Source organism: Pelotomaculum propionicicum, assembly GCF_048984525.1.
Lineage (GTDB): Bacteria > Bacillota > Desulfotomaculia > Desulfotomaculales > Pelotomaculaceae > Syntrophopropionicum > Syntrophopropionicum propionicicum_A.
Genome location: NZ_JBMGJC010000005.1, coordinates 173401 through 196857, shown reverse-complemented (window position 1 = coordinate 196857; position 23457 = coordinate 173401). Strand labels below are relative to the sequence as shown.

General features: G+C 50.4%; 20 protein-coding genes and 1 pseudogene. 18 read left to right on the top strand and 3 right to left on the bottom strand.

Annotated features, from left to right (window positions below; genetic code table 11):
- Window positions 1-43: 43 nt before the first annotated feature.
- The 8 genes from ACOBQJ_RS07530 (at window position 44) to ACOBQJ_RS07495 (ending at window position 9317) form a co-directional block, all read left to right on the top strand.
- Window positions 44-217, top strand: a complete 174-nt coding sequence (locus ACOBQJ_RS07530) for a hypothetical protein (protein ID WP_421071123.1) — start codon at window positions 44-46, stop codon at window positions 215-217.
- Between the two features lie 235 nt (window positions 218-452).
- Window positions 453-1583 (top strand): homocitrate synthase, encoded by a 1131-nt coding sequence (nifV, locus tag ACOBQJ_RS07525; protein ID WP_421071122.1) that lies wholly within the window; start codon window positions 453-455, stop codon window positions 1581-1583.
- A gap of 1 nt (window position 1584) precedes the next feature.
- Window positions 1585-2838 carry a 3-isopropylmalate dehydratase large subunit gene (locus ACOBQJ_RS07520; RefSeq protein WP_421071121.1) on the top strand — a complete coding sequence of 418 codons (1254 nt, stop codon included), beginning with the start codon at window positions 1585-1587 and terminating at the stop codon, window positions 2836-2838.
- Window positions 2839-3101: 263 nt separating this feature from the next.
- Window positions 3102-3599: a 3-isopropylmalate dehydratase small subunit gene (locus ACOBQJ_RS07515; protein ID WP_421071120.1), complete on the top strand. Its 498-nt coding sequence runs from the start codon at window positions 3102-3104 to the stop codon at window positions 3597-3599.
- Between the two features lie 19 nt (window positions 3600-3618).
- Complete coding sequence (locus ACOBQJ_RS07510; RefSeq protein ID WP_421071119.1) at window positions 3619-4821, top strand: NADP-dependent isocitrate dehydrogenase; 1203 nt, start codon at window positions 3619-3621, stop codon at window positions 4819-4821.
- Between the two features lie 267 nt (window positions 4822-5088).
- Window positions 5089-5463, top strand: a complete 375-nt coding sequence (locus ACOBQJ_RS07505) for a carbohydrate-binding protein (protein ID WP_421071118.1) — start codon at window positions 5089-5091, stop codon at window positions 5461-5463.
- A 106-nt stretch (window positions 5464-5569) separates the two neighbouring features.
- Entirely contained in the window at window positions 5570-6817 is a 1248-nt protein-coding gene (locus ACOBQJ_RS07500) for a glycosyltransferase family 4 protein (RefSeq protein ID WP_421071117.1), read from the top strand.
- Window positions 6818-6845: 28 nt separating this feature from the next.
- Window positions 6846-9317 carry a sugar phosphate nucleotidyltransferase gene (locus ACOBQJ_RS07495; RefSeq protein ID WP_421071116.1) on the top strand — a complete coding sequence of 824 codons (2472 nt, stop codon included), beginning with the start codon at window positions 6846-6848 and terminating at the stop codon, window positions 9315-9317.
- 315 nt (window positions 9318-9632) lie between these two features.
- On the opposite strand, the gene ACOBQJ_RS07490 is transcribed toward ACOBQJ_RS07495, so the two are convergent.
- The 3 genes from ACOBQJ_RS07490 to ACOBQJ_RS07480 form a co-directional block, all read right to left on the bottom strand.
- Complete coding sequence (locus tag ACOBQJ_RS07490; protein ID WP_421071115.1) at window positions 9633-10088, bottom strand: hypothetical protein; 456 nt, start codon at window positions 10086-10088, stop codon at window positions 9633-9635.
- Window positions 10089-10385: 297 nt separating this feature from the next.
- On the bottom strand, window positions 10386-11996 hold the full coding sequence (locus ACOBQJ_RS07485; protein WP_421071114.1) for a glycoside hydrolase family 57 protein: 1611 nt from the start codon (window positions 11994-11996) through the stop codon (window positions 10386-10388).
- 35 nt (window positions 11997-12031) lie between these two features.
- The gene (locus ACOBQJ_RS07480) at window positions 12032-12757 is read right to left on the bottom strand and encodes a DUF4912 domain-containing protein (RefSeq protein WP_421071113.1); all 726 of its coding nucleotides are present in this window, start codon (window positions 12755-12757) and stop codon (window positions 12032-12034) included.
- Between the two features lie 222 nt (window positions 12758-12979).
- Here ACOBQJ_RS07480 and nth point away from each other — a divergent pair, with 222 nt between their 5' ends.
- From nth to pfkA, 10 genes and pseudogenes are all read left to right on the top strand, one after another.
- A complete protein-coding gene (nth, locus tag ACOBQJ_RS07475) occupies window positions 12980-13639 on the top strand; it encodes an endonuclease III (RefSeq protein WP_421071179.1) in 660 nt (219 codons plus the stop codon).
- Entirely contained in the window at window positions 13636-14094 is a 459-nt protein-coding gene (gene trmL, locus ACOBQJ_RS07470; protein ID WP_421071112.1) for a tRNA (uridine(34)/cytosine(34)/5-carboxymethylaminomethyluridine(34)-2'-O)-methyltransferase TrmL, read from the top strand. Before nth ends, trmL begins: the two co-directional genes overlap by 4 nt.
- Before the next feature lie 170 nt (window positions 14095-14264).
- On the top strand, window positions 14265-14792 hold the full coding sequence (locus tag ACOBQJ_RS07465; RefSeq protein WP_421071111.1) for a YbaK/EbsC family protein: 528 nt from the start codon (window positions 14265-14267) through the stop codon (window positions 14790-14792).
- Window positions 14793-14847: 55 nt separating this feature from the next.
- A pseudogene (locus tag ACOBQJ_RS07460) lies at window positions 14848-18318 on the top strand (DNA polymerase III subunit alpha); the annotation flags it as partial.
- Complete coding sequence (locus ACOBQJ_RS07455; RefSeq protein ID WP_421071178.1) at window positions 18313-19692, top strand: OB-fold nucleic acid binding domain-containing protein; 1380 nt, start codon at window positions 18313-18315, stop codon at window positions 19690-19692. The pseudogene ACOBQJ_RS07460 and the gene ACOBQJ_RS07455, both read left to right, overlap by 6 nt.
- 114 nt (window positions 19693-19806) lie before the next feature.
- The gene (mtrB, locus tag ACOBQJ_RS07450; protein WP_421071110.1) at window positions 19807-20040 is read left to right on the top strand and encodes a trp RNA-binding attenuation protein MtrB; all 234 of its coding nucleotides are present in this window, start codon (window positions 19807-19809) and stop codon (window positions 20038-20040) included.
- Between the two features lie 276 nt (window positions 20041-20316).
- Complete coding sequence (locus ACOBQJ_RS07445) at window positions 20317-20508, top strand: glutamate decarboxylase (protein ID WP_421071109.1); 192 nt, start codon at window positions 20317-20319, stop codon at window positions 20506-20508.
- 41 nt (window positions 20509-20549) lie between these two features.
- A complete protein-coding gene (gene accD / locus ACOBQJ_RS07440; RefSeq protein WP_421071108.1) occupies window positions 20550-21398 on the top strand; it encodes an acetyl-CoA carboxylase, carboxyltransferase subunit beta in 849 nt (282 codons plus the stop codon).
- A 3-nt stretch (window positions 21399-21401) separates the two neighbouring features.
- Window positions 21402-22352, top strand: a complete 951-nt coding sequence (locus ACOBQJ_RS07435; protein ID WP_421071107.1) for an acetyl-CoA carboxylase carboxyltransferase subunit alpha — start codon at window positions 21402-21404, stop codon at window positions 22350-22352.
- A gap of 131 nt (window positions 22353-22483) precedes the next feature.
- Entirely contained in the window at window positions 22484-23446 is a 963-nt protein-coding gene (gene pfkA / locus ACOBQJ_RS07430) for a 6-phosphofructokinase (RefSeq protein WP_421071106.1), read from the top strand.
- Window positions 23447-23457 lie beyond the last annotated feature (11 nt).

Below are 23457 nucleotides of genomic sequence, written 5' to 3'. Positions count from 1 at the left end.
AACGTCCAGCACATAATCAAATTGATCGGAGGCGGGAAAGGACATGGACTGGTTAATAAATAACTGGGAGATTTATTTCAGCTTTGCTGTCGCCCTGGCTATTATGTGGATGGTCTTTTTCAAGCAAGAATTTGAGTCTCTCAGGCAAGGAAGAAAAGATGATAGTGAAACAGAAAAACAAAATAATCCTAAAAAAAATATGAGCACAAAAAAATAGGCAGGCGGAGGGATAGTTACCCCGGCCAGCACTAAGCAATAAAAAATAACCCGCAAGACAGCGTTTAAAAATGTTGATCTTACGGGTTATTTATTATTTCGATCAAAAATAATCTAAAAATTTAAACTTTTTTGTCAAAAGGATTTATGATAGTATTTTAATTAATACCAAAGGCTGCCTCGACTACTTTATCATAACGCGCATAATCATTAATCAGTTGAGGAGTTGATTAATAATGAACAAAGACATTATCATAGTGGACACTACGCTGAGGGACGGGGAACAAACGGCGGGGGTGGTATTTGCCAACAGGGAAAAGGTCCGGATTGCCAGGCTTTTAGATGAATTGGGAGTGCAGCAAATCGAGGCGGGCGTGCCGGTTATGGGCGGAGACGAGAAAGAGGCGATCAGGGCCATCTGCCGGACCGGTTTGAAGGCGAGCATAATGGGCTGGAACCGCCCCGTGATTAAAGATATTGAAGCTTCCATAGACTGCGGTGTCGACGCGGTTGCCATTTCAATTTCCACTTCCGACATCCACATTAAGCACAAGTTGAACACGACCCGGGAAAGGGTCCTGGAACAGATGACTCAGGCTACCCTCTTTGCTAAAAAGGAGGGGATGGAGATCTCAGTTAATGCTGAAGACGCCTCCCGCTCGGATAAGGATTTTCTGATCGAGTTTGCCAAAGCCGCGAAGGAAGCGGGGGCGAACCGCCTGCGCTACTGTGACACCGTCGGCATTATGGAACCGTTCACGATTTATGAACGGATAAAAGAGATCAGGCAGGCGGTGGATATTGATATCGAGATGCATACCCATAACGACTTTGGCATGGCCACGGCCAACGCCCTGGCCGGAGTCAGGGCGGGGGCAAAGTACATCGGGGTTACAGTCTTGGGACTCGGCGAGCGGGCGGGCAACGCCGCCCTGGAAGAGGTCGTCATGGCTTTAAAGCATCTCCACAATTTAGACCTTTATTTTAAGACTGAAATGTTTTTGGAACTGGCGGAGTACGTCTCCAGGGCTTCGGGCAGGGAACTGCCAAAGTGGAAGGCAATCGTGGGCAAGAACATGTTTGCTCATGAATCGGGCATTCACGCTGACGGCGTGCAAAAGGACCCAAAGACCTACGAAGCCTTTCATCCTGAAGAAGTGGGCCTTTTGCGCCAGATCGTCATCGGCAAGCACTCCGGCACATCGGCCTTGAAAAATAAATTCGCCGAGTTTGGCATATTTCTGACCGAGCACCAGGCCAGCGAGATGCTGCCTAAAGTCCGTTCATACACGGTTTCCATAAAAAGGCCGCTTTTCGATAAAGAGCTAATGTATATCTACGAAGACTTTTTTGGAAAGAGGGATTAAATTGGGCCGGACGATTATAGAAAAGATCCTGTCTGCAAAGAGCGGGCAGGAGGCGTATGCCAATGACATCGTAGTGGCCGGTGTTGACTACGTCATGGGGCAGGACGGCACCGCCCCCCTGGCTATCAGGGCTTTTAACGACATGGGAGGCGCGGAGGTCTTTGACAGGGAGCGTGTTGCCTTTGTGATTGACCACAGCGCGCCCAGCCCAAACGAGGGAGTATCCGCCCTGCACAAGCTGATGAGGGAGTTTGCCGGGGCCAGGAATTTTCGCCTCTATGACATAGGCGAGGGAGTGTGCCACCAGGTCCTGCCTGAGAGCGGGGAGGTGGGCCCCGGGTGCCTGGTTATAGGCGCCGACTCGCATACCTGTACCTACGGCGCCCTGAATGCTTTTTCCACCGGGGTCGGCTCGACCGACCTGGCCGGCGGTATGATTTCCGGACGGATGTGGTTTAAGGTGCCGGAAACAATAAAATTTGTCTGCAGCGGAATACTGCCGCCCGGTGTTTATTCAAAAGACCTTGTCCTTTATCTGATTGGAGATGTAACTGCAGACGGGGCTACTTACATGTCGACTGAATATGTAGGGGACGCCATCTCCTCAATGTCCCAGGAGGCCCGCTTCACCATTTCCAACATGGCTATAGAGATGGGGGCCAAAGCCGGGCTGATGGAAGCGGACGAAAAGACATTCGCCTGGCTGCGGCGGTTTACCAAACGGGAATTCCGGCCTGTGGCCGCTGACCATGACGCTGTTTACGCCCGGGTGCTGGAGTATGATGTTTCGAAACTTGAGCCTCAGCTGGCCAGGCCCCACCGGGTGGACAACGTCGCGCCGGTGAGCCGGGAGGCTGGAAAGCCTGTCCAGCAGGCGGTGATAGGGACCTGCACCAACGGGCGGCTGGAAGACCTGCGTATCGCCGCCGGCATCCTCAGAGGACGGAAAGTACACCGCGAGGTCAGGCTGATCGTGGCGCCATCTTCCCGCCGGGTCTTTTTAGACGCCATGGGGGAAGGGATTATCCAGTCGCTGGTGGAAGCGGGAGCGGCCCTGGTCACGCCCGGCTGCGGCCCCTGCGTGGGGACGCACAACGGCGTGCCTTCTGACAATGAAACTGTGATCTCCACCGCCAACCGGAATTTTAAAGGGCGCATGGGCAACTCCAACGCGGAGATATACCTGGCTTCACCGGCCACAGTGGCGGCCAGCGCGCTAACCGGGAAAATTACCGACCCGCGGGAGTTTCTTTAAAGAATTTCTACAGGATTAACAAGATTAAAATAGGATTAACAGGATTAATCACTAATGATCTACCCATCAAAAGACATGAATGGAAATTCGTAGTTGCGATTCGTACATTTTCACATAAAAGATTATAGAATTAGTGTTGTTCTGTTGATTAAGAAAGTAATTATAGGTTAGGTTTATTAAATAGGGTTTAAAAAATCCTGTAAATCGTTATAATCCTGTGAATCCTGTGAAATTAATTAAATAAATGCTTATGAGGTGTTGTTATGCAGTTTAGCGGCAGAGCCCATAAATTCGGGGATGACGTAAATACCGACTACATTATATCGGGCAAGTACAAATTTAAAACCCTGGACATGAAAGAACTGGCCAAACACGTTATGGAGGACCTCGATCCCAATTTCTATGAAAAAGTGGCAGGCGGCGATTTCATAGTGGCCGGTTCGAATTTTGGCTGCGGGTCATCCAGGGAACAGGCCCCCCTGGCCATCAAGTTTGCCGGTGTGGGAGCGGTCCTGGCCAAATCATTCGCCCGTATTTTCTACCGCAACGCCATTAATACCGGTTTGCCCGTGGTGGAATGTGATACAGACCGTATTGACCCGGGCGACGAGCTGTTAGTGGACCTCGCTGCCGGTGTGATTACCAACAGGACAAAAGGGACTGCCATACCAATCAAGCCGCTGCCGGAAGTAATGATCAAAATCCTGAATGACGGCGGCCTGGCGGCGCATTTTAAAAAATACGGCGGGTTTAACCTTTAGTTTGGGGAGACGTTATTATATGGCAGAAAAAATCCAAATGAAAGTTCCCCTGGTCGAGATGGACGGCGACGAAATGACCAGAGTTATCTGGCAGCAGATCAAAGACATCTTGCTGACGCCTTACATAGACTTGAAAACAGTGTACTATGACCTGGGACTGAAAAAGAGGGATGAAACAGATGACCGGATTACGGTGGAAGCTGCTGAGGCCACTGTAAAATATGGTGTGGCGGTCAAGTGCGCCACTATTACCCCCAATGCCCAGCGGATAAAGGAATATAACCTGAAGCAGATGTGGAAAAGCCCCAACGGGACGATCAGGGCAATTTTGGACGGGACGGTTTTCCGCACTCCAATAATTGTGAAAAACATCAAGCCTTTTGTAAAGACCTGGGAAAGGCCCATCACTATTGCCAGGCACGCTTACGGCGATGTTTACAAGGGTGTTGAAATGAAGATTACGGCAAAAGGCAGGGCGGAATTAGTTTTTACTGGTGAAGACGGGCGGGAGTCCAGGGAGGTGGTCCACGATTTTGCCGGCCCCGGTATCGTCATGGCCATGCACAATATGGACAAGTCCATCAAGAGTTTCGCCAGGTCCTGCTTCAACTACGCTCTGGACCAGAAGAAGGATTTGTGGTTTGCCGCAAAGGACACCATTTCCAAAGTATACGACCACAATTTTAAAGACATTTTTCAGGATATCTATGATAGAGAGTATAACGAGAAATTTTCTGATGCGGGAATAGAATACTTTTACACTTTAATAGACGACGCCGTGGCCAGGGTGATCCGAAGCCCGGGCGGTTTTATCTGGGCTTGTAAAAACTATGACGGCGACGTGATGTCGGACATGGTGGCCACTGCTTTCGGCAGCCTGGCCATGATGACCTCGGTTTTGGTTTCGCCGGATGGCCATTATGAGTACGAGGCTGCCCACGGGACAGTGACCAGGCATTATTATCAGCACCTCAAAGGCGCGGAAACCTCAACCAATCCGGTGGCCACTTTGTTTGCCTGGACAGGCGCGCTTAGAAAAAGAGGTGAACTGGACGGCGCGGGCAGTTTGGAGCAATTTGCCTGTGAACTGGAACAAGCAGCCGTGCACACCATAGAAGAAGGGATAATGACCAAAGATTTGGCAGTACTGGCGGAAGGGGAAAAGAGAATGGTCAATACCCGGCAGTTCCTGGAGGAAGTCAATGCCCGTTTGGGGCGGTAGCCAGAGTCAATGAATGTCCTCGACCGGATGGCGGGATAAATCCCGCCCTACAGCTTACTACTCATGTGCGGCCCAAACGCTGGTGATTTAACACCACGGAGATTATTTATAAAACCTTGGACATCCCTATCACAAGAGGAGGTGTCCTTTTTTGTTTTATTTATCAATTTATATAAAAAAAATTTGTTTTGTATAAAAAAATTGCGGAAAAACCATACTAATGTAAATAAAAACCTATTTATACCATAACCGAGGAGGTGGGGCCGTATGGCTAATCCAACCAGGTTCGGTCAGGGGGAAGCTAAACTGCGGGCCATGCACAAGGCTGATTACCCTGGCGGGGTTGTGGTTGACCCGACGCCGATTACCGCTGGTGAGGAAGTCACGGTTTTTTATGACGGGCTGCTGGGAAAAGAGAGCGGGCAGGTTTATCTCCACTACGGGTTCGGAGCGCATAACAAGTGGCGGGCTGTGCAGAACATCCCGATGGAGAAAACAGGCTGGGGCTGGGTGAGCGATGTTGAAATGCCGGATACTGAAGGTAGATTCAACTTCTGTTTTAAAGACGGAGCCGAGCACTGGGACAACAACAACGGGTTCAACTGGAGCTTTGAGATCCACAACGGGGGCCAGCGATATTAAAAGGTACAATCCCTGCCATTAGCCCGGTGGGGATTTTTGTTATTGTCGATATCAGATAAACCATACCTGAGTATTTTTCATAAAGCTGGAATAGGAGGCCGCTTGCGTGAAAGTTTTAATGTTATCCTGGGAATACCCGCCAAAAAGTGTCGGAGGACTGGCCCAGCACGTGTACGATTTGACGAATGAGTACGCTGGGCAAGGGGTGGAAGTGCACCTGGTCACGGCCGGTGAAAAAGGAGCGCCGCCGTATGAACAGGTAAACGGGGTTAAGGTCTACAGGGTGGAACCCTACCAGGTGTCTTCACCCGACTTTGTGACCTGGGTGGCGCAGTTTAACGTCGCCCTGCTGGAAAGAGCCATCCCGCTGTTGGCCGATATACGCAGCTTTGATATCCTGCACGCCCACGACTGGCTGGTGGCTTACGCGGCCAGGGCCATCAAGCACGCCGGGCGGATGCCCCTGGTCGTGACCATACACGCCACCGAATACGGCCGCAATTACGGCCTGCACAATGATACCCAGAGACATATCAGCGATATTGAATGGTGGCTAACTTATGAGGCCTGGAAGGTAATCTGCTGCAGCCGTTTCATGGAAGGGGAGGTCAAGCACGTTTTTCAGCTGCCGCAGGACAAGGTGGCGGTAATACCAAACGGTGTAAATGTGGCAAACTTTCAGACAAAAAGCGATAAAGCCAGCCGCAGTTTTTACGCTGCTCCAGACGAGAAAATTATCTTCTATGTGGGCAGGCTGGTTAAAGAAAAAGGTGTCCAGGTTTTGCTGGACGCGGCTCCTGAAATATTATCGCATTACCCCCAGACCAAATTTATCATCGCGGGAAAAGGCCCCTACCTGAATGCCTTGAAACAGCAGGCTGAAGTTATGGGAATAGCAAACAGGGTATATTTTACCGGGTATATTAACGATGAAGTCAGGAATAGTTTATACAGCTGGTCAGATGTGGCGGTATTCCCAAGCCTGTACGAGCCTTTCGGCATTGTAGCTCTGGAGGCCATGGCCGCCCGCACCCCGGTTGTGGTTTCCGACTGCGGGGGCATCAGCGAAATTGTAAGGCAGGGAATAGACGGGCTTAAGGTCCGCACCGGCAACAGCCATTCTCTCGCCCGTAATATCCTGGCCCTTTTAAAGCAGCCCCAGATCGGAGAACAGCTCAAGGAAAACGCCTATAAAAGGGTTGTGGATGAATTTAACTGGCAGAACATCGCCCGCCAAACGATCTCGGTCTATAAAGAAGTGCTGAAAGCCAACCGTACTGCCGTATGGGAAGCGCCGGAGAGGCAGTCCGGTTTTTTCGGGCGCTTTAACCGGATGCTGACCAGGTACTCCTAGAAATTAATTTTGTGATGGAGGTTTCGGTATGAAGGCTGTCATTATGGCCGGCGGCGAGGGATCGCGCTTAAGGCCTCTTACCTGCGGCAGGCCAAAGCCAATGGTCCCGGTTTTGAACAGGCCGATCATGGGCCATATAATTGATCTTTTGAAGGACCACGGATTTACAGATATCGGGGTAACCCTCCAGTACATGCCCGAAGCAATACGGGACCACTTCGGCAACGGCTCGGAACACGGTGTGAATTTGCACTATTTCGTTGAAGATTCACCTCTTGGCACGGCCGGGAGCGTAAAGAACGCGGCTTCGTTTCTGGACGAAACTTTTTTGGTTATCAGCGGGGACGCCCTGACCGACCTTGACCTGTCCAGGGCGGTGGAATTTCATAAAGAGCAGGGGTCTATTGCCACTTTGGTCTTAACCAGAGTCGACTGCCCGCTGGAATACGGAGTGGTGATAACATCAGAGGACGGGAAAATAACTCAATTCCTGGAAAAGCCGGGCTGGGGAGAGGTTTTCAGCGACACGGTGAACACGGGTATCTATGTTCTGGAGCCGGAAGCCCTTGATTACTTCGCGCCGGGGCAGAAGTTTGATTTCAGCAAGGATCTGTTTCCGCTGTTGCTCAGGGAGAAAAAGCCCCTGTTTGGCATGGTCCTGCCGGGCTACTGGTGCGATATCGGAAACCTCCAGCAGTACCTCGAGGCGCACCATGACATCCTTTCCGGCAAAGTCAAAATAAATATGCCTGGTAAAGAGATTTTAGAAAAAGTCTGGGTGGGGGAGGGCGCTTTTATCGATAAAGCCGCCGTGGTAAAAGGGCCGGCTTTAATCGGTGTGAACTGCCAGATCGGCGCCGGCGCCAAAATAGATCCCTATACTATCCTGGGCAGCGGCTGTCTCGTGCAGAGGGGCGCTTCTATAAAGAGGAGCGTCCTCTGGAACAATGTTTTTGTGGGAAGCGGCGCCGCCCTGCGCGGCGCGGTTGTCGGCAGCAGGGTGCAGGTGCAGGCCAAGGCGGGTATTTACGAGGGAGCCGTTGTCGGAGACGACTCGATCATTCGCGAAAACAGCCAGTTGAAGCCTGATGTAAAACTATGGCCGCACAAACTGGTGGAGACAGGGGCCACAGTCCACCGCAGCGTGATCTGGGGGACAGTTTTTCCTAAAAAGATTTTTGGTTTTGAAGGTATTTCAGGACTGGTCAACGTGGAAATTACCCCTGAAACTGCGGCCAGGATCGGCGCGGCCTTCGGGTCGGTAACCGGTTCAGGCGCGCGCCTGGCCGTCAGCAGTGACAGCTATACGGCCTCGGCCATGATTAAGGAAGCGCTGATCAGCGGCGCCCAGTCAGTGGGGACACAGGTCCTGGACCTGGGCGGCAGCATTACGCCGGAAAGCCGTTACGCCGTTCGGTCCCTGGGATGCAAGGCCGGCATACACGTAAAGGTATCACAGGACTCCCCTGATAAACTGGTTATGGTTTTTATGAACGCCCGGGGCGGGAATATCTCCAGGGACCTGGAGAGGAAGGTCGAAAACGCGCTGGCCAGGGAGGATTTTCCCCGGTCTGAAGCGGGCCGACTGCATCCTCCTGAAGCGGTTGCCAAAGTATATGACAAGTATATATCAGCGGTCTGTGAAGGACTGGATGACGCTGTTATGAGCAGGGCGGGTTTTAAATTAATCCTTGGTTATGACAGGCCGAACCTTGAAAAATATGTTGGCGGCCTTACGGATAAACTGGGCTTTGCGGCCGAGGATTTTCGCCCGGCGGGAACCGGGGGGTTTTACAGCTGGAGCAGCTGCCAGGAGATGCTGCCCGCACTGGCTCAAACGGTAGTTGAAAGCGGCGCCGATGCCGGCGCGGTCCTGGATCCAAACGCGGACCGCTTAATTTTAACAGATGAAAAAGGCCGGGTGATTAAGGATAACTTGCTGACAGTCCTGATATCCCTGATTATCCTGAAAGGACAGTCCGGGCCGGTGGTGGTGCCGGTTACCGCTCCAAGGGTTATCGAATCGCTCGCTGAACAATACCGGGGCAAAGTAGTGCGGACAAAAACTGCGCTCCAGGATTTTTTGGATAAGGTCCTGGCACAGGAAGACGCGCCGGCAGGCATATCGCAGTTTTTCCTTCATTTCGACGCGCTGTCGGCCCTGGTAAACATTTTTGCTTACATGGCCAGGCATGAAATAACATTATCCGCCCTGGTGGATGAAATACCGCTGTTTTTTATGGACAGCCGCGATGTCCCGGTGCCCTGGGAAGCCAAGGGGAAAGTAATCAGACGCCTGGTCCAGGACCGTCCCGCCAGCGACTTTGAGATTCTGGACGGCATTAAAATTTTTCACCCGGACGGGTGGGCGCTGGTGCTTCCAGACCCTGACGAACCGGTATGCCGGGTTTTCAGTGAAGGCAGCACTATGGAAATAGCTGAAGAGCTGACCGACATGTACATCAAGAAGATTAACGAAATAGCGGGGTCGAAAAGTTAGTCGTGGGACGTGAGACGTGAGTATATCCCTGCATTCCTTACCATGAGAAATCTTTAAAACTATACTCTTATATCTCATCTTACAATCTCATTGACGAAGGATAGGAGCGCATATCTGCAATTATTAAGGGCGGGGTTTTCAAACCCCGCCCTCCCGTTTGGGTGCATTAATTGAGTCGCGGGTCGTGGGACGTGGGACGTGTGTATCGAAGGTATTCCATTGGAGGGCGGGTTTTAACCCGCCATTCCAGTCGGGGACATTCCTCGTCATGCGGTAATGCTTGTAAGAGAGGTGTGTCCCGTCCTTAAGGCGATGTTACTTCCAGCCTGTAGCCTTGAAATAATACTGGGTAGTGCCCTTTTTGTCCTTGTAGCTTTTTACTTCATACTCCCGGTCGGGGTCAAGGTAGAAATAATGGCTGACGCCATTGTCGTCCACATAGAAATACCTTTCAATGTCCCGGTCAAATAACCGTTTGTAGTCACGTTTAAATTTCCAGTCACTAAGGCTGCCGGTGTATTTTTGGTGGAAATACTTATTTGTTTTGCTGTAAAAGTAGGAGCGCCAGCGGTCAACATTTGAGCCGGTGTTGTTATCATCATTGTAGGAATCAGCATGGTACCAGGCGAAACCGTGGTCACCGTAACTGACCGACCCACTCTGGCTGTTGCCGTAGAAAATAACCTCATTGGTCTGATGGGCGATTGCCGCGGAGGAAAAAACTAATGACATAACCAGGGTAAAGACTACCAGTAATAGGATTTTGCGCATTTTAACAACCCTTTCTGTTAGTGTATTTGGAAACTAAAACATTAATTAAAAAAATAAAAATGCTGCAATTAATTATATTTAGTGTGATATAAGTTAACTATAATATTTTTTAATCCAAATTCAAGTTGTAAATGGTGACAAAATTAAGATAATCAACATAATTATCATTAAAATAGTAGTACTGAAAATAAAAAAGCAAGAAATACTTGATAAACTAAGGCTAAAATGTAAAAAACTCTTTCACATAGAAAGAGTTTTAGAATAAAGCTTGGGTTATGACTTAAAAAGATGTGCTTGTTATACAGCCTGTGCTTGAGGCGCGGACTGCCTGTACCAGTTGTAATCCATATCGGGGAAAATATTATCCCGGTACTCCAGGTCCCTCAGCCAACCCTCATCGATCCTGTTGCCTTCTATTTCGTCGTACAGGCGGAGGAAGTTGTTGAGGTGGGTCTTGGTCCTTCTCACCGCGTATTCAACCATGGTGCCGGTGCTCATGATAAAAGCCCAGTCGCTGCTCTGCGCCAGCATCAATTCCCGCGCCGCCTGGTTCAGGGCCCGCCGGAGCAATCCCCTGGCGCCGCGGCGCCGGTTGGCCATGGACGTCATCATCCCGGCCGCCATGTGCAAATGCCTGTAGATCCAGTCATTGGCCCTGCACAGCCAGACCTCATGATAACCTTTGTTACCCCAGCTGGAGGAGCAGGGCACCGCCACCTGGTTGCAGGTATACATTCTCAGGTAATCGCTGGGTGTGATCAGCTCGATAATATCCTGGTCAAAGGCGGTTTTCCTGATCAGGTATTCAAGCCACTTGGGACCTTCAAACCACCAGTGGCCGAAAAGCTCCGCGTCATAGGGCGCTACAATGAGAGGCGGCCTTTCCATCAGACTTGCCAGGTGCAATATTTGGTGCTGCCGGTTAAACATGAAGTTGCCGGCGTGTTCCGCTGCTTTTTCCTCCGCGCGCCTGGGGGAGTAAGGCTCTTTCTGCCCAAGGTCCACTTTGCCGGTGATCTTAAAATACTTAAAACCGGTATGCGTCCTCAGCCCGTCGGGATGGATGTATGGTTTGATGTAATCGAAGTCAAGGTCGTACCCGATGTCCCGGTAGAACTCCCTGTACTCGTAATCACCCGGGTAACCCTCCTGGCTGCTCCAGACCTGTTTGGACGATTCTATATCCCGGCCAAAGGCAGCTACCCCGGATGGGCAGTATATCGGCGCGAATATGCCGAAACGCGGCCGGTGTGACGCGTACAGAACTCCATGAGCGTCAGTGAAAAAGAACTTTAAGCCATTCCTTTTTAGTATTTCGTCTATTCCCGGCGCATAGGCGCATTCGGGCAGCCAGATACCGCGCGGCGGCCTGCCCAGGTGGCGCGTATGCAGGTCAACCGCCGCTTTAACCTGCGCGTTTACATTTTCAGGCTGAAGCATCATAAAAGGCAGGTACCCGTGTGTTGAAGCACAGGTTATTATCTCGAGCCGCCCGCTGTCCTGAAATTTCTTAAAAGCATTGACCAGGTTGCGGCCGTACTGGTCACAAAAGATATGCATGGCTTCCTGAAAGCGTTTTTTATACATTAATGCGGACTGATGAAACGGGCTTCCATAAGTGCGCCCTTCTTCTTTACCTGCCAGCTCAATGAGTTTGGATAAATGCCTTACATAGCGCTCCTGCAGCAGCGGGTCGGTCAGCATCGAGAGCAGGGGCGGTGACAGGCTCAAAGTTAATCTAAAGCTGACGTTGTCCGCCAGCAGCCTTTCAAATACCTGTATTAACGGGATATATGTTTCCGTAATGGCTTCATAAAGCCATTTTTCCTCAAGAAAATCTTCGTGCTCCGGGTGGCGCACATAGGGCAGGTGCGCGTGCAGTACAAGGCAGAGGTATCCTTTTGACATTAGCAGGCTCCTTTCATTCTCCTTACTCCTATATTTTAAACGTTCCAGCTGCCCGGGGAACTGATTCCAAGCGGGAGCGCGCCTTTTCTCAGGGCCAGTTCCTCAATAATCAAAGGCGAGCTGGTGCCGTATTTAACCCTCCCTATCGATTGGTAGAGCCCTTCGATCCACATCCATTCCTCGTCCAGGCGGTCTGAAAGAGATGCGCGCGGCGTGGTGACGATATTGGAACGCAGCAGGGTGATAAAGCGGCCGTCCGGAAACATGCGGCCCAGGTCCACACAAAATGAACGGTCGGGCTCCCCGACTTCAATATGCCAGTTGTCAATATGTTCTTCCACGTGATAATCGATATGTTTATGAGCGTTTTTGCCATTGAATTCGATGCCGGTGACATCATATATCCTTAATACGGGGTGTGATGCATGCCAGGCCTCAGGCCCGTAGGCTCCGGTAAACTCTTCTTGTTTCGTTGCGGTAATTTCCCAGTAGGCGAACAGCCAGTGCGGGTCGCGGGCGAGCAGGACCATCCGGTCCATCCCGTAATTGTGCGGAAGGTAAATATCAGGCTGTACGGGCGCCGGACGGTTTGCCGCGGCAGGGATGTGTATTCCCAATTCTTCAGCGGGTTCCTCGATAAACAGGGGCCGGGGCGGAATTTCAATTTTTGCCTCGCGGTTACGCCTTGCAGGCCATAAAAAAATACCCGCTGCTATTACCAGTATTAATGCTGAAAAAAATAAAAGAACTGATATAGACATTAAGCTGTCCTCCTTTAAAAATAAGAAGAGATTATCATCCAAAAATTCGTGGTATAATTGGACTATCTGCAGGACTTTTTTTATTATTGCCCAGAAAGATATGCTTTATTAACAAATGAAGAAACAGGTGCTTGAAAAAATATTGCAGGTGATAAACTATTTACAAATGGAAGTAAAAACCAGTTAATTTTTTAAGAATGCTCAAAAAAAGGAGTTTTATTCATAGATAATGTACAATGTTCGGAAAATGAAAAAATTACCGAGATTTTAAACTTACTGGCACAATATTACCCGGACGCCGGTACTTCTCTGGTATTCCAGACACCCTTCGAGCTTTTGGTAGCTGCAATTTTATCGGCCCAGTGTACCGATAAGCAGGTTAACCGCATTACCGCCCGACTGTTTAAAAAGTATAATAAGCCCCAGGACTTCGCCCGCCTCACGCCGGAGGAACTGGCCGAAGAGATTAAAGGCTGCGGTTTGTACCGCAATAAGAGCAGGTTTATTATAGAATCCGCCAGGGAAATTGTTCAAACGCACGGCGGCCGCGTACCCATGACCAGGAGTGAGCTGGAGACGCTGCCGGGGGTAGGGAGAAAAACCGCGGGTGTAATCATCGGGGTGGCTTATGGCGGCAGCGCCCTGCCTGTCGATACGCATGTCTTTCGCGTGGCCCGCAGGCTGGGGCTGTCCGCGGCGCGTGACCCGGTTAAGGTCGAGGGGGACCTGGCAGCCTGTGTCCAGCCTGAAGAAAGGATGCCGTTTCACCACAGGTTAATTTTTCACGGCCGTGAAATCTGTTCTGCCAGGAAGCCGTCATGTTATAAATGCTGTTTAAAAAATCACTGCAGTTTTTACGCATCAGGAAGTGAACCGTCTTGAACATAGTGCTGGTTGAGCCCGAGATACCGGCCAACACCGGAAACATAGCCAGGACCTGTGCCGTTACCGGCACGGCGCTCCATTTAATAAAACCGCTGGGCTTTTCAACTGAAGACAAATACCTCAAGCGGGCCGGCCTCGATTACTGGAGCCTGGTGGAAATAATTTACCACGACAGTTTTGCGGACTTCGCCCGCCGTTATAAAGGCGGTCGGTTCTACTTCGCCACAACCAAAGCCTCAAGTTTTTACTCGGAAGTTACATACGAGACCGGTGGTTTTTTAATTTTCGGCAGGGAAACCAGGGGGCTGCCGCCGGAAATACTGGGCGGCTACCCGGGTGCTCAAATCCGGGTGCCGATGATCAGTGAGGCCAGGTCGCTAAACCTGGCCAACTCGGTGGCGGTGGTGCTGTATGAGGCTTTAAGGCAGCAGGGCTTTCCGAGACTGAGGTAAGCTAAATAGACATCCACTGCTGGGAATATAGTTTAAACAAATTGACAGGATTAACATGATTTAAACTGATTAACAGGATTTTAAGTAAAATTTTAAGGTAAAAATATGTTGAAATATTAATCCTAATATAAAAAAATAATGCTTCAATCCTGTAAATCCTGATTAATTCTGTGAATCCGGTCAATATGTTTACCGTTTTCAGGAATGAATTACAGAGTAAAAGGGGTGGTCTTTTTCTGAACGTCATCGAAAAGGTCCAGCTATACCTGGACCAGTACAACATAGGTTTGAAAATTATTGAGTTTGAGGAGAGCACCAGCACCTGCGAGCTGGCTGCTGCTGCTTTAGGTGTTGAGGTAGGACAGATCGCCAAAACACTGCTGTTTCTGGCTGATGAAAACCCGGTCTTGGTTGTGGCCAGCGGTGACAATAAAATTAAAAGCGGCAAGCTGAAAAGGCTGCTGGGAGCTTCCAGGGTAAGGATGGCCGACCCGGACACGGTCCAGCGCGTTACCGGCTACACGGTCGGTGGTGTGTGCCCGCTGGCGCTGGCCGAAGACATACCAGTACTGCTTGATGATTCGATGTACCGTTTCCCGGTGGTTTATGCCGCCGCCGGCACGCCCCACTCGGCCTTGCCGGTTACAATGGAGCAGCTGGAGATCGTAACCGGGGGTAAATGGGCGGATCTGGTTTAACTTAATGCAATAATAAATCAAAGTAAATATATTTGTGAAAGGAGGTGTCAATCATTTGTTTGTCCATTTGCACTTTCACTCTCAGTACAGCCTTTTAGACGGTGCGGCCCGGATTAAGCAGGCGGTGGCCAGAGCCGGCGAGATGGGCATGCCGGCGCTGGCGATCACAGACCACGGCGCCATGCACGGCGTGGTGGAATTTTATAAGACCTGCAGGAATGCCGGGATCAAGCCCGTTTTAGGCTGTGAGGTTTACGTGGCGCCGCGTACCATGTCTGACCGCACCCCCAGGATAGACGACAACCTTTATCACCTGGTCCTGCTGGCGGAGAACGAGGAAGGCTACCACAACCTCCTTGAAGTCGTATCACAGGGTTTTACCAGAGGATTTTACTACAGGCCCAGGGTCGACAAGGAAGTCCTGGCTGCCTGCAGCAGGGGCCTGATCGCTTTAAGCGGTTGCATCGCCGGGGAGGTGGCGGCCAAAATTCTGGCCGGGGATCATGAAAAAGCAAGGCAGGCGGCGGCCGAATACCGTGATATATTTGGTCCGGAAAACTATTTCCTCGAACTGCAGGACCACGGTTTTGCAGAACAGCGTACAGCCAACAGGGAACTGCTGAAAATACACAGGGAGATGGGTATCCCCCTGGTTGCGACCAACGACGTCCACTACGTGAGGCGTGAGGACGCCGGCAGCCAGGACGTGCTGCTGGCCATCCAGACCGGCAAAAGCGTGGACGACCCGGGCAGGATGAAATTTCAGTCGGAAGAGCTTTACCTGAAAAGCCCGGGCGAGATGCAGCTCCTTTTTGGTGAATACCCGCAGGCGCTGCAGAACACCCTGGAGATTGCGGAACGCTGCAACGTAAATATGGAATTCGGCAGTTACTACCTGCCTCACTACGAGGTGCCTGCAGGGTATAATGCCGACACTTACCTGGAAGAGCTCTGCTACCGCGGGGTGCGGAGGTTATACGGCGACATCGGCGGCGAGATCAAAAAGCGGATGGAATTTGAGCTGGGCGTCATCAAACAGATGGGCTACTCGGCCTACTTCCTGATAGTCTGGGATTTCATCCATTTCGCCAGGACCAACGGTATACCGGTGGGCCCCGGCCGTGGTTCCGCTGCCGGCAGCCTGGTTGCTTATAGCCTGGGCATAACCAATATCGACCCGCTGAGATACGGTCTTCTGTTCGAAAGGTTTCTCAACCCCGAGAGAGTATCGATGCCGGACATAGATATCGATTTTTGCTTCGAGCGGCGGAGCGAGGTTATTGACTATGTGGTCCGAAAATACGGCGTGGACCACGTGGCGCAAATTATAACCTTCGGCACAATGGCGGCCCGGGCCGCCATCAGGGACGTGGGCAGGGCGCTGAGCATGCCCTACGGCGATGTGGACAGGGTGGCCAAGCTGGTGCCGGCCGAACTAAATATTACCATAGAAAAAGCCCTGCATGACGCGACTGAATTAAAAGAACTTTACGACCAAAGAGCAGAAGTAAAAAAACTGATTGACACCGCCGCCGCGCTTGAAGGCATGCCCAGGCACGCCTCCACTCACGCCGCCGGCATAGTGATCACACCTGAACCTTTGACCCATTACCTTCCCCTGTACAAGGCTTCGGACGGGCCGGTAACAACCCAGTTCGCCATGGGGACGGTAGAAGAGCTGGGCCTGTTAAAGATGGACATGCTGGGCCTGAGGACCCTGACTGTGATCAGCGACGCGCTCAAGAGTATCGCTGATAGCGCCGGCGTTGAGGTGGATATAGACAAGATACCCATAGATGATAAGTTAACCTACGAAATGCTGTCCAGGGGTGAAACCGCCGGGGTGTTTCAGCTGGAAAGCAGCGGCATGCGGGCCATCCTGAGGGACCTGAAGCCGGAAGTGTTTGAGGATATCGTGGCCCTGGTGGCATTGTACCGCCCCGGCCCGCTTGGCAGCGGCATGGTGGAAGATTTCGTCAAGAATAAACACGGGATTAAAAAAACAAGCTATCTCCACCCCAAACTGGAGCCCATATTAAAGGACACCTACGGCGTGATCCTGTACCAGGAACAGGTCATGCGCATATCGAGCGAACTGGCCGGGTTTACCCTGGGCGAGGCTGATATGCTGCGCCGGGCCATGGGCAAGAAAAAACCGGAGATTATCGCGGGTCTGCGCTCGCAGTTTGTGGAAGGCGCGGTCAAAAATGGCATTGACGAAAATATTGCCGGCCAGATCTTTGACTTAATGGAATACTTCGCGGGGTATGGCTTTAATAAGTGCTTAACAGGTGATACAAAGGTTGTGAACTGCGAGGGACGAATAAAAACAATTAAAGAGATATATGAAACAAATGATTTTTGTACCGTTTTGACTCTTGACGAAAACTTGAAACTGGTAAAAGGTAAAATATCGGCAATATATGAAAATGGCATAAAAGATGTTTATAGGTTAAGGACAAGGACAGGGAGAATAATTAAGGCTACATCCAAACATAAGTTTCTTTCTTTTCAAGGGTGGAAGCCGCTAAAGTCATTAAACAAAGGAGATCATATAGCCGTTCCGCGTTATCTGCCTTTACAAAGCTCAAAGTCCATGTCTAAGCATGAACTTGCCGTACTGGCTTATGTGCTTTCCGAGGGTAATACTTGTCATCCTCATACTTTTTACTACTATACAAACAGTAAAGAGGAACTTAATGATTATCTTCATTATTTATCTCAGTTTAGAAACGCTCGAGCTACTGTTGTTGAGCGTAGAGACAAGTATGAAGTACATGTTGTTAATGTAAAAAAGGGCGTCAAGCAATTTAACGAAGCGAAACAATTTATTGTCAATATGGGCCTGCAATGGAAGAAGGCAGTTGACAAGTTTATTCCGGAAGAAATTTTTGAACTTAATAACAATGACATTGCTTTTTTTCTTGGAAAGTTGTGGGTCGGGGATGGTTGTGTAGATTGCAGAAACACTCAGGTATATTATGCGACATCATCAGAAACACTTGCTTACCAAATTCAACACTTGCTTTTAAGGCTTTCAATAAAATCAACAGTTCATATAAAGAGTTTTAAATATAAGGGTTCCCTTAAAAAAGGTTTTACTGTTAATGTAACCGGTTATGACAGTTTGCAAAGGTTTATTGACTTAGTTGGTTTTTGTTTTGTTGGTCAAAGGGCTGCTGATTTAACAAAATTAGTTGTTAACCATCCATATATTAATAACAGCTTGCCAATGACTTTTGCCAGAGGCAGTAATGATTTAATACCATATGAGATTTTCAGCCTTCTAAGAAAGGAAATAGAAAAAAAACTGGGGCAAAGATCGTTAAAGGAAATTGCCCGCCAGATTGGTATTAGTGAACGAAACTTCTGGGCAGTTAATAAAAAAATAAAAAAAGGATACAGGCGCGAGACTTTACAGCTGGTTGCCGACTACTTGCAATCTCCTGAATTATCCAGGCTGTCTTACTCCGACATTCTTTGGGACGAGATTATTTCCATTGAGCACGCGGGACAGGAAATGACATATGATCTTACAGTAGACGGGACGCACAACTTTGTGGCTAATGACATTATTGTCCATAACAGTCACTCGGCCGCCTACGCGCTGGTCTCATACCAGACCGCTTACCTGAAGGCCAACTATGCGCGCCAGTTTATGGCCGCCCTGCTGACCTCGGTTAAAGACAATACCGATAAAGTATCCGCTTATATAGAAGAATGCAGGCGCCTGGGCATAGAGGTCCTGCCGCCGGACGTCAACGAGAGCCGGGAGAGCTTCACGGTGGCGGGCAGTAAGGTCCGCTTCGGTCTTGCCGCGGTTAAGAACGTCGGCATGGGAGCGGTGGAGTCAATCATCCGTTCCAGGGAACAGGACGGGCCTTTCAGCGACTACTCTGATTTTTGCCGGCGCCTGGACACGAAGGTCGTCAACAGGAGAGTGCTGGAGAGCCTGATCAAATGCGGCGCGTTTGACTCTCTGGGGTACCGCCGGGCCCAGCTGATGGCGGCGGTGGACTCAGGCCTGGGTCTGGCGCAGCAGTCGCAGCGCGAGCGGGAAAACGGGCAGCTGTCGCTCCTGGATTTCATGGACGGGAGCCGCGATTCAGTAAGCATCAGCCTGCCCGAGGTGGGGGAATACCCTGTGGATGAAATGCTGGCTCTCGAAAAAGAAACCCTCGGCCTGTATATCAGCGGGCATCCTCTTTCACAATACCGCGCAGTGTTGAACATGCTGTCGACGGTAACTGCGGTGGAAGTGCCGGAGCTGCCTGACAACAGCGAGGTAGTGCTGGGCGGGCTGATAACAGGTTTGAAGAAAACCAGCACCCGCCGGGGGGAGACCATGGCCATCCTTACGGTGGAGGACCTTACGGGCTCAATTGAAGTCGTCGTTTACCCGCGCCCCTACGCTCAGAGCCGCCTGGCCCTCAGGATCGACGAGGTGGTTGTGGTAAAAGGCAAGAGCAGGGAAAACGGGGAGGAAACAAAGATAATAGGAGATGCAATTTCCACGCTGGAAAGCCAGCTGGAGGGAGAACTTCACCTGAAAATCAAGAACGCCGGCTCACCCCTGCTGGACCAGGTGCAAATTATCATGAGCAGCTTCAAGGGTAATTCACCTGTGTTTTTACACTTTGAAGAAGAGAAGAAAGTTATCAAGGCGGGGGAAGAGTTCTACGTTGACCTCTCCGGAGTGCTGATAGGGAGGCTGGAAGAGCTGCTCGGCAAGGCCAGGGTTAAAGTGAAAAGAAATAATAACATGCTGCAGCTGGACCCGGGAAGGGGAAAAACGGTTGAAGCGGCAGGGCAGGAAACTATGGTTATCAGTTCAGAGGCGAAGAACCCCGGTAATAAAAAGGTAAAGAAGAATGATTTTTTCAGCATCCTGGAGTTATAAAAACAGACCGCAAAAAGTGTGCTGCTGCGTGCCTGCCGTGCCTCAGCGCTTGTCAAACCATAACCGGTATGTTAAGATAGATAAAAAATTGGAAAATTTTAAGAGGTGAATATATTGCCGGTTACTTTTGGAGATACTTCCGGAGAGTACGTTGTAATAAAAGCGCTCGAGAACGGTGTTACCATAATCGGCCTTACCCGTGGGAAGGATACAAAGTTTCACCATTCAGAAAAGCTGGATAAAGGTGAAATTATGATCGCCCAGTTTACCGAACATACTTCAGCTATTAAGATACGCGGCAAGGTAGAACTGTTGACCAGGCATGGAAGCATCCTGACAGACGTATGAACCGTCTGCCCTCAAGTGAGACATTAGATGTGTGTAGTGGGACATAAGAATCCGGGTATTCCTTATTGATTTCTCAAAAGTTCCATGTAGGACGGAAAACTTGAACATCCCAAGTCTCACGTTTCACATCCTATGTCTCACTTCTCACATCCCGCATCCCACTTGTATCCAGGGCATAGGCTCTGGGTATACTTATGTTCAGCAAAAAAGAGGATTACAGCGAAGATGGGTAGAAAATAAAAGGCATGCCTCAAATTATAAAGAGGAGGCTTCAACGTGTGGACGGTTGTATATATCGCACCAAATAAGAGAGAAGCCAACAGGTTGAAAATGCTTCTGGCCACCGAAGGCTTTTTAGTTAAATTGAGAATAATCGGTCTTCCCCAGGCTAACGACTCCTCCTCGGTAGAAATCCTGGTGCCTGAGTCGGAAGTCGACGAGGCTATGGAGATTATTAATACAGTTTGATAAATATTTTAATGCATGCAGAGTATTAAGGGGTGCTTTTTTTGGTATTAGAAGCTTTTCGCAAACAAAAAAATGCAGCCGCCCAATCAGAGTCGGAAAACCGTGAAATTCCAGAGGGCATATGGAGCAAGTGCGGGCGCTGCGGTGAAATCTTGTTGAATAAGGATTTATTAAAAAACTACAAGGTATGTCAGTGTGGTTTTCACTTCAGGCTGACCGCTTCCGAACGGATACAGATGACTTTGGACAGCGGCAGTTTCCGTGAGAACGACGCCGGTATACTACCTGTTAACCCTTTTAAGCTTTCCGATTACGCCAATAAGTTGGTTGAAGCGCGTAATAAAAGCGGTCTCAATGAAGCGGTGGTATATGGAGAAGGGACCATCAATAATATTCCGCTGGTCATAGTTGTTATGGATACCAATTTCATGATGGCCAGTATGGGCACCGTGGTCGGTGAGAAAATTACCAGGGCTATAGAGCTGGCAGCTGCTGCCGGAAAGCCTCTTGTCATATTCGCGGCTTCCGGGGGAGCCCGCATGCAGGAAGGGATACTGTCTTTGATGCAACTGGCCAAAACAGTGGAGGCCCTGGCCAGGCTGAGCGAGGCTGGACAGCTTTATATTACTGTGATTACTGATCCCACGACCGGCGGCGTCAGCGCCAGCTTTGCCGCCCTCGGCGATATTATTCTGGCCGAACCTGAGTCCATGATCGGTTTTACCGGCCCCAGGGTCATTGAGCAGACCATCCGCCAGAGACTGCCGGAGGGGTTCCAGCGGGCCGAGTTCTTTAAAGAGCACGGTTTTATAGACAAGATTGTCCCCAGGCCGCAGATGAAAGAAACTTTGGCTAAACTTCTGGCATTACACCTGCAGGGGGAGAAATAAATCATGGCGGCGATTTTAGAATTTGAAAAGCCGATCCAGGAGCTCGAAAATAAAATAAACGAGCTGCGGACTTTTTCCAGCGAAAAAGGCATTGACCTGTCAACTGAAATAGCCATTTTGGAAAAAAGGGCTGTCGAAGTCAGGGAGTCCATATACGGCAGCCTTAATTCGTGGCAACACGTGCTTATAGCCAGGCACCCGGAGCGTCCCAATACCTATGATTATATCAGCTACATTTTTGAGGATTTCATAGAGCTGCACGGGGACAGGTGTTTTGGCGACGACCCGGCGGTGGCGGGCGGAATCGGCCGTTTTAACGGCCATGCCGTTACAGTCGTCGGCCAGCTTAAAGGGAAAGATACCAAGGAGAACCTGGCCAGGAATTTCGGTATGGCCCACCCTGAGGGATACCGCAAGGCTGTGCGGCTGATGAAGCAGGCTGAAAAATTTAAGCGGCCGGTAATATGTTTTATTGACACCCCGGGGGCTTATCCCGGCATAGGCGCCGAGGAGAGGGGCCAGTTCGAGGCCATTGCCAGGAGTATTCAGGTGATGGCAACTCTTAAAGTACCTATTATCACGGTAGTCATCGGCGAGGGGTTTAGCGGCGGCGCCCTGGGAATAGGGGTGGGGGACCGGATCCTGATGCAGGAACACTCAATTTATTCGGTTATCACACCGGAAGGTTATGCCAGCATTTTATGGAAGGACTCCGCACGTGCCCGCGAGGCGGCCGAGGCTATAAGGATTATAGCCAGGGACATCCACGGCCTGGGCGTGGCGGATAAAATCATACCGGAGCCTCTGGGGGGCGCGCACCGGGATCCCGAAGCAGCCGCGGAAATGCTGGGAAAAGCTTTGGCTGAATCTTTGGAAGACCTAATGAAACTGACAACGGAGGAGCTAATGACACAAAGGTATGAAAAATTCCGTTCCATTGGAAATTTAAAATGAAAACGGGTCAGGCCATCAGTTTTTATGGCCTGGCTTCTTTATTTGGTTAACATTTAGCGGTGTCGAATGTTTTTTTATATCAAGAGCAATATATATACAGCAAGTACTATCAAATACGGGAGGTCAAACTGTTGCAGAGAATTGCCTTATTGACCAGCGGCGGGGATTCGCCCGGGATGAACGCCTGCATCAGGGCTGTGGTGCGCAAGGCCATCTATCACGGGCTTGAAGTTATCGGAATAAAAAGAGGGTACAACGGTTTTATTGAGGCGGATATGGTCCCCATGAACCTCGGGTCAGTGGCGGATATTATCCACAGGGGCGGGACCATCCTGCATACGGCCCGCTCTGAACAGTTTATGACTCCCGGCGGAAGGGCCAAAGCATTTGAAAATGTCAAGCGTTTCGGCATCCAGGGAATCGTTGTCATCGGGGGAGACGGTTCTTTTCGCGGCGCCTGCGTCTTTAACCGGGAATACGGCATACCGGTAATTGGAGTTCCCGGTACAATAGATAACGATATACCCGGCACCGACCAGACGATTGGCTTTGACACCGCGGTGAATACAGCGGTGGAAGCGATCAGCAAGATCAGAGACACCGCTACCTCACATGAACGGACGTTTATCATTGAAGTGATGGGCAGGCATTTTGGGTATATCGCGCTGGCGGCCGGCCTGGCCGGCGGCGCCGAGTCAATCCTGGTGCCGGAATGCCCCTTTAACTACGACGAGGTGTGCGAGCGTCTGTTAAGGGGCTACCGCCGCGGCAAACTCCACAGTATTATTGTGGTGGCCGAGGGAACAGCGAGCGCCATCGAAGTAGGCCGTATGATCAAAGAGCGTACCGGTTTTGATACGAAAGTCACCATCCTGGGCCACCTGCAGCGGGGCGGCATGCCTTCCGCGGCCGACTTGATCCTGGCCAGCCGTATGGGCGCCAGGGCTGTCGATTTGCTTATGGCCGGAGAGACTAAGAAAATGGTCGGTATCAAAGCGGGCGAGCTGGTCGCTGTGGATATAGAAAGCGCCCTGTCCCAGGCAAGATCATTTGACCATGAGCTTTGCAACCTGGCTATTACTTTGTCAATATAAATCATCATATT

Excerpts from the sequence above, each read along its gene's own strand:
- ACOBQJ_RS07455 (WP_421071178.1), top strand. The coding sequence starts at position 18,313 with ATGACATATGATCTTACAGTAGACGGGACGCACAACTTTGTGGCTAAT.
- ACOBQJ_RS07485 (WP_421071114.1), bottom strand. The coding sequence starts at position 11,996 with ATGTCAAAAGGATACCTCTGCCTTGTACTGCACGCGCACCTGCCCTAT.
- ACOBQJ_RS07515 (WP_421071120.1), top strand. The coding sequence starts at position 3,102 with ATGCAGTTTAGCGGCAGAGCCCATAAATTCGGGGATGACGTAAATACC.
- ACOBQJ_RS07480 (WP_421071113.1), bottom strand. The coding sequence starts at position 12,757 with ATGTCTATATCAGTTCTTTTATTTTTTTCAGCATTAATACTGGTAATA.
- nifV (WP_421071122.1), top strand. The coding sequence starts at position 453 with ATGAACAAAGACATTATCATAGTGGACACTACGCTGAGGGACGGGGAA.
- ACOBQJ_RS07505 (WP_421071118.1), top strand. The coding sequence starts at position 5,089 with ATGGCTAATCCAACCAGGTTCGGTCAGGGGGAAGCTAAACTGCGGGCC.
- ACOBQJ_RS07435 (WP_421071107.1), top strand. The coding sequence starts at position 21,402 with ATGGCGGCGATTTTAGAATTTGAAAAGCCGATCCAGGAGCTCGAAAAT.
- ACOBQJ_RS07510 (WP_421071119.1), top strand. The coding sequence starts at position 3,619 with ATGGCAGAAAAAATCCAAATGAAAGTTCCCCTGGTCGAGATGGACGGC.
- ACOBQJ_RS07490 (WP_421071115.1), bottom strand. The coding sequence starts at position 10,088 with ATGCGCAAAATCCTATTACTGGTAGTCTTTACCCTGGTTATGTCATTA.
- ACOBQJ_RS07530 (WP_421071123.1), top strand. The coding sequence starts at position 44 with ATGGACTGGTTAATAAATAACTGGGAGATTTATTTCAGCTTTGCTGTC.
- ACOBQJ_RS07495 (WP_421071116.1), top strand. The coding sequence starts at position 6,846 with ATGAAGGCTGTCATTATGGCCGGCGGCGAGGGATCGCGCTTAAGGCCT.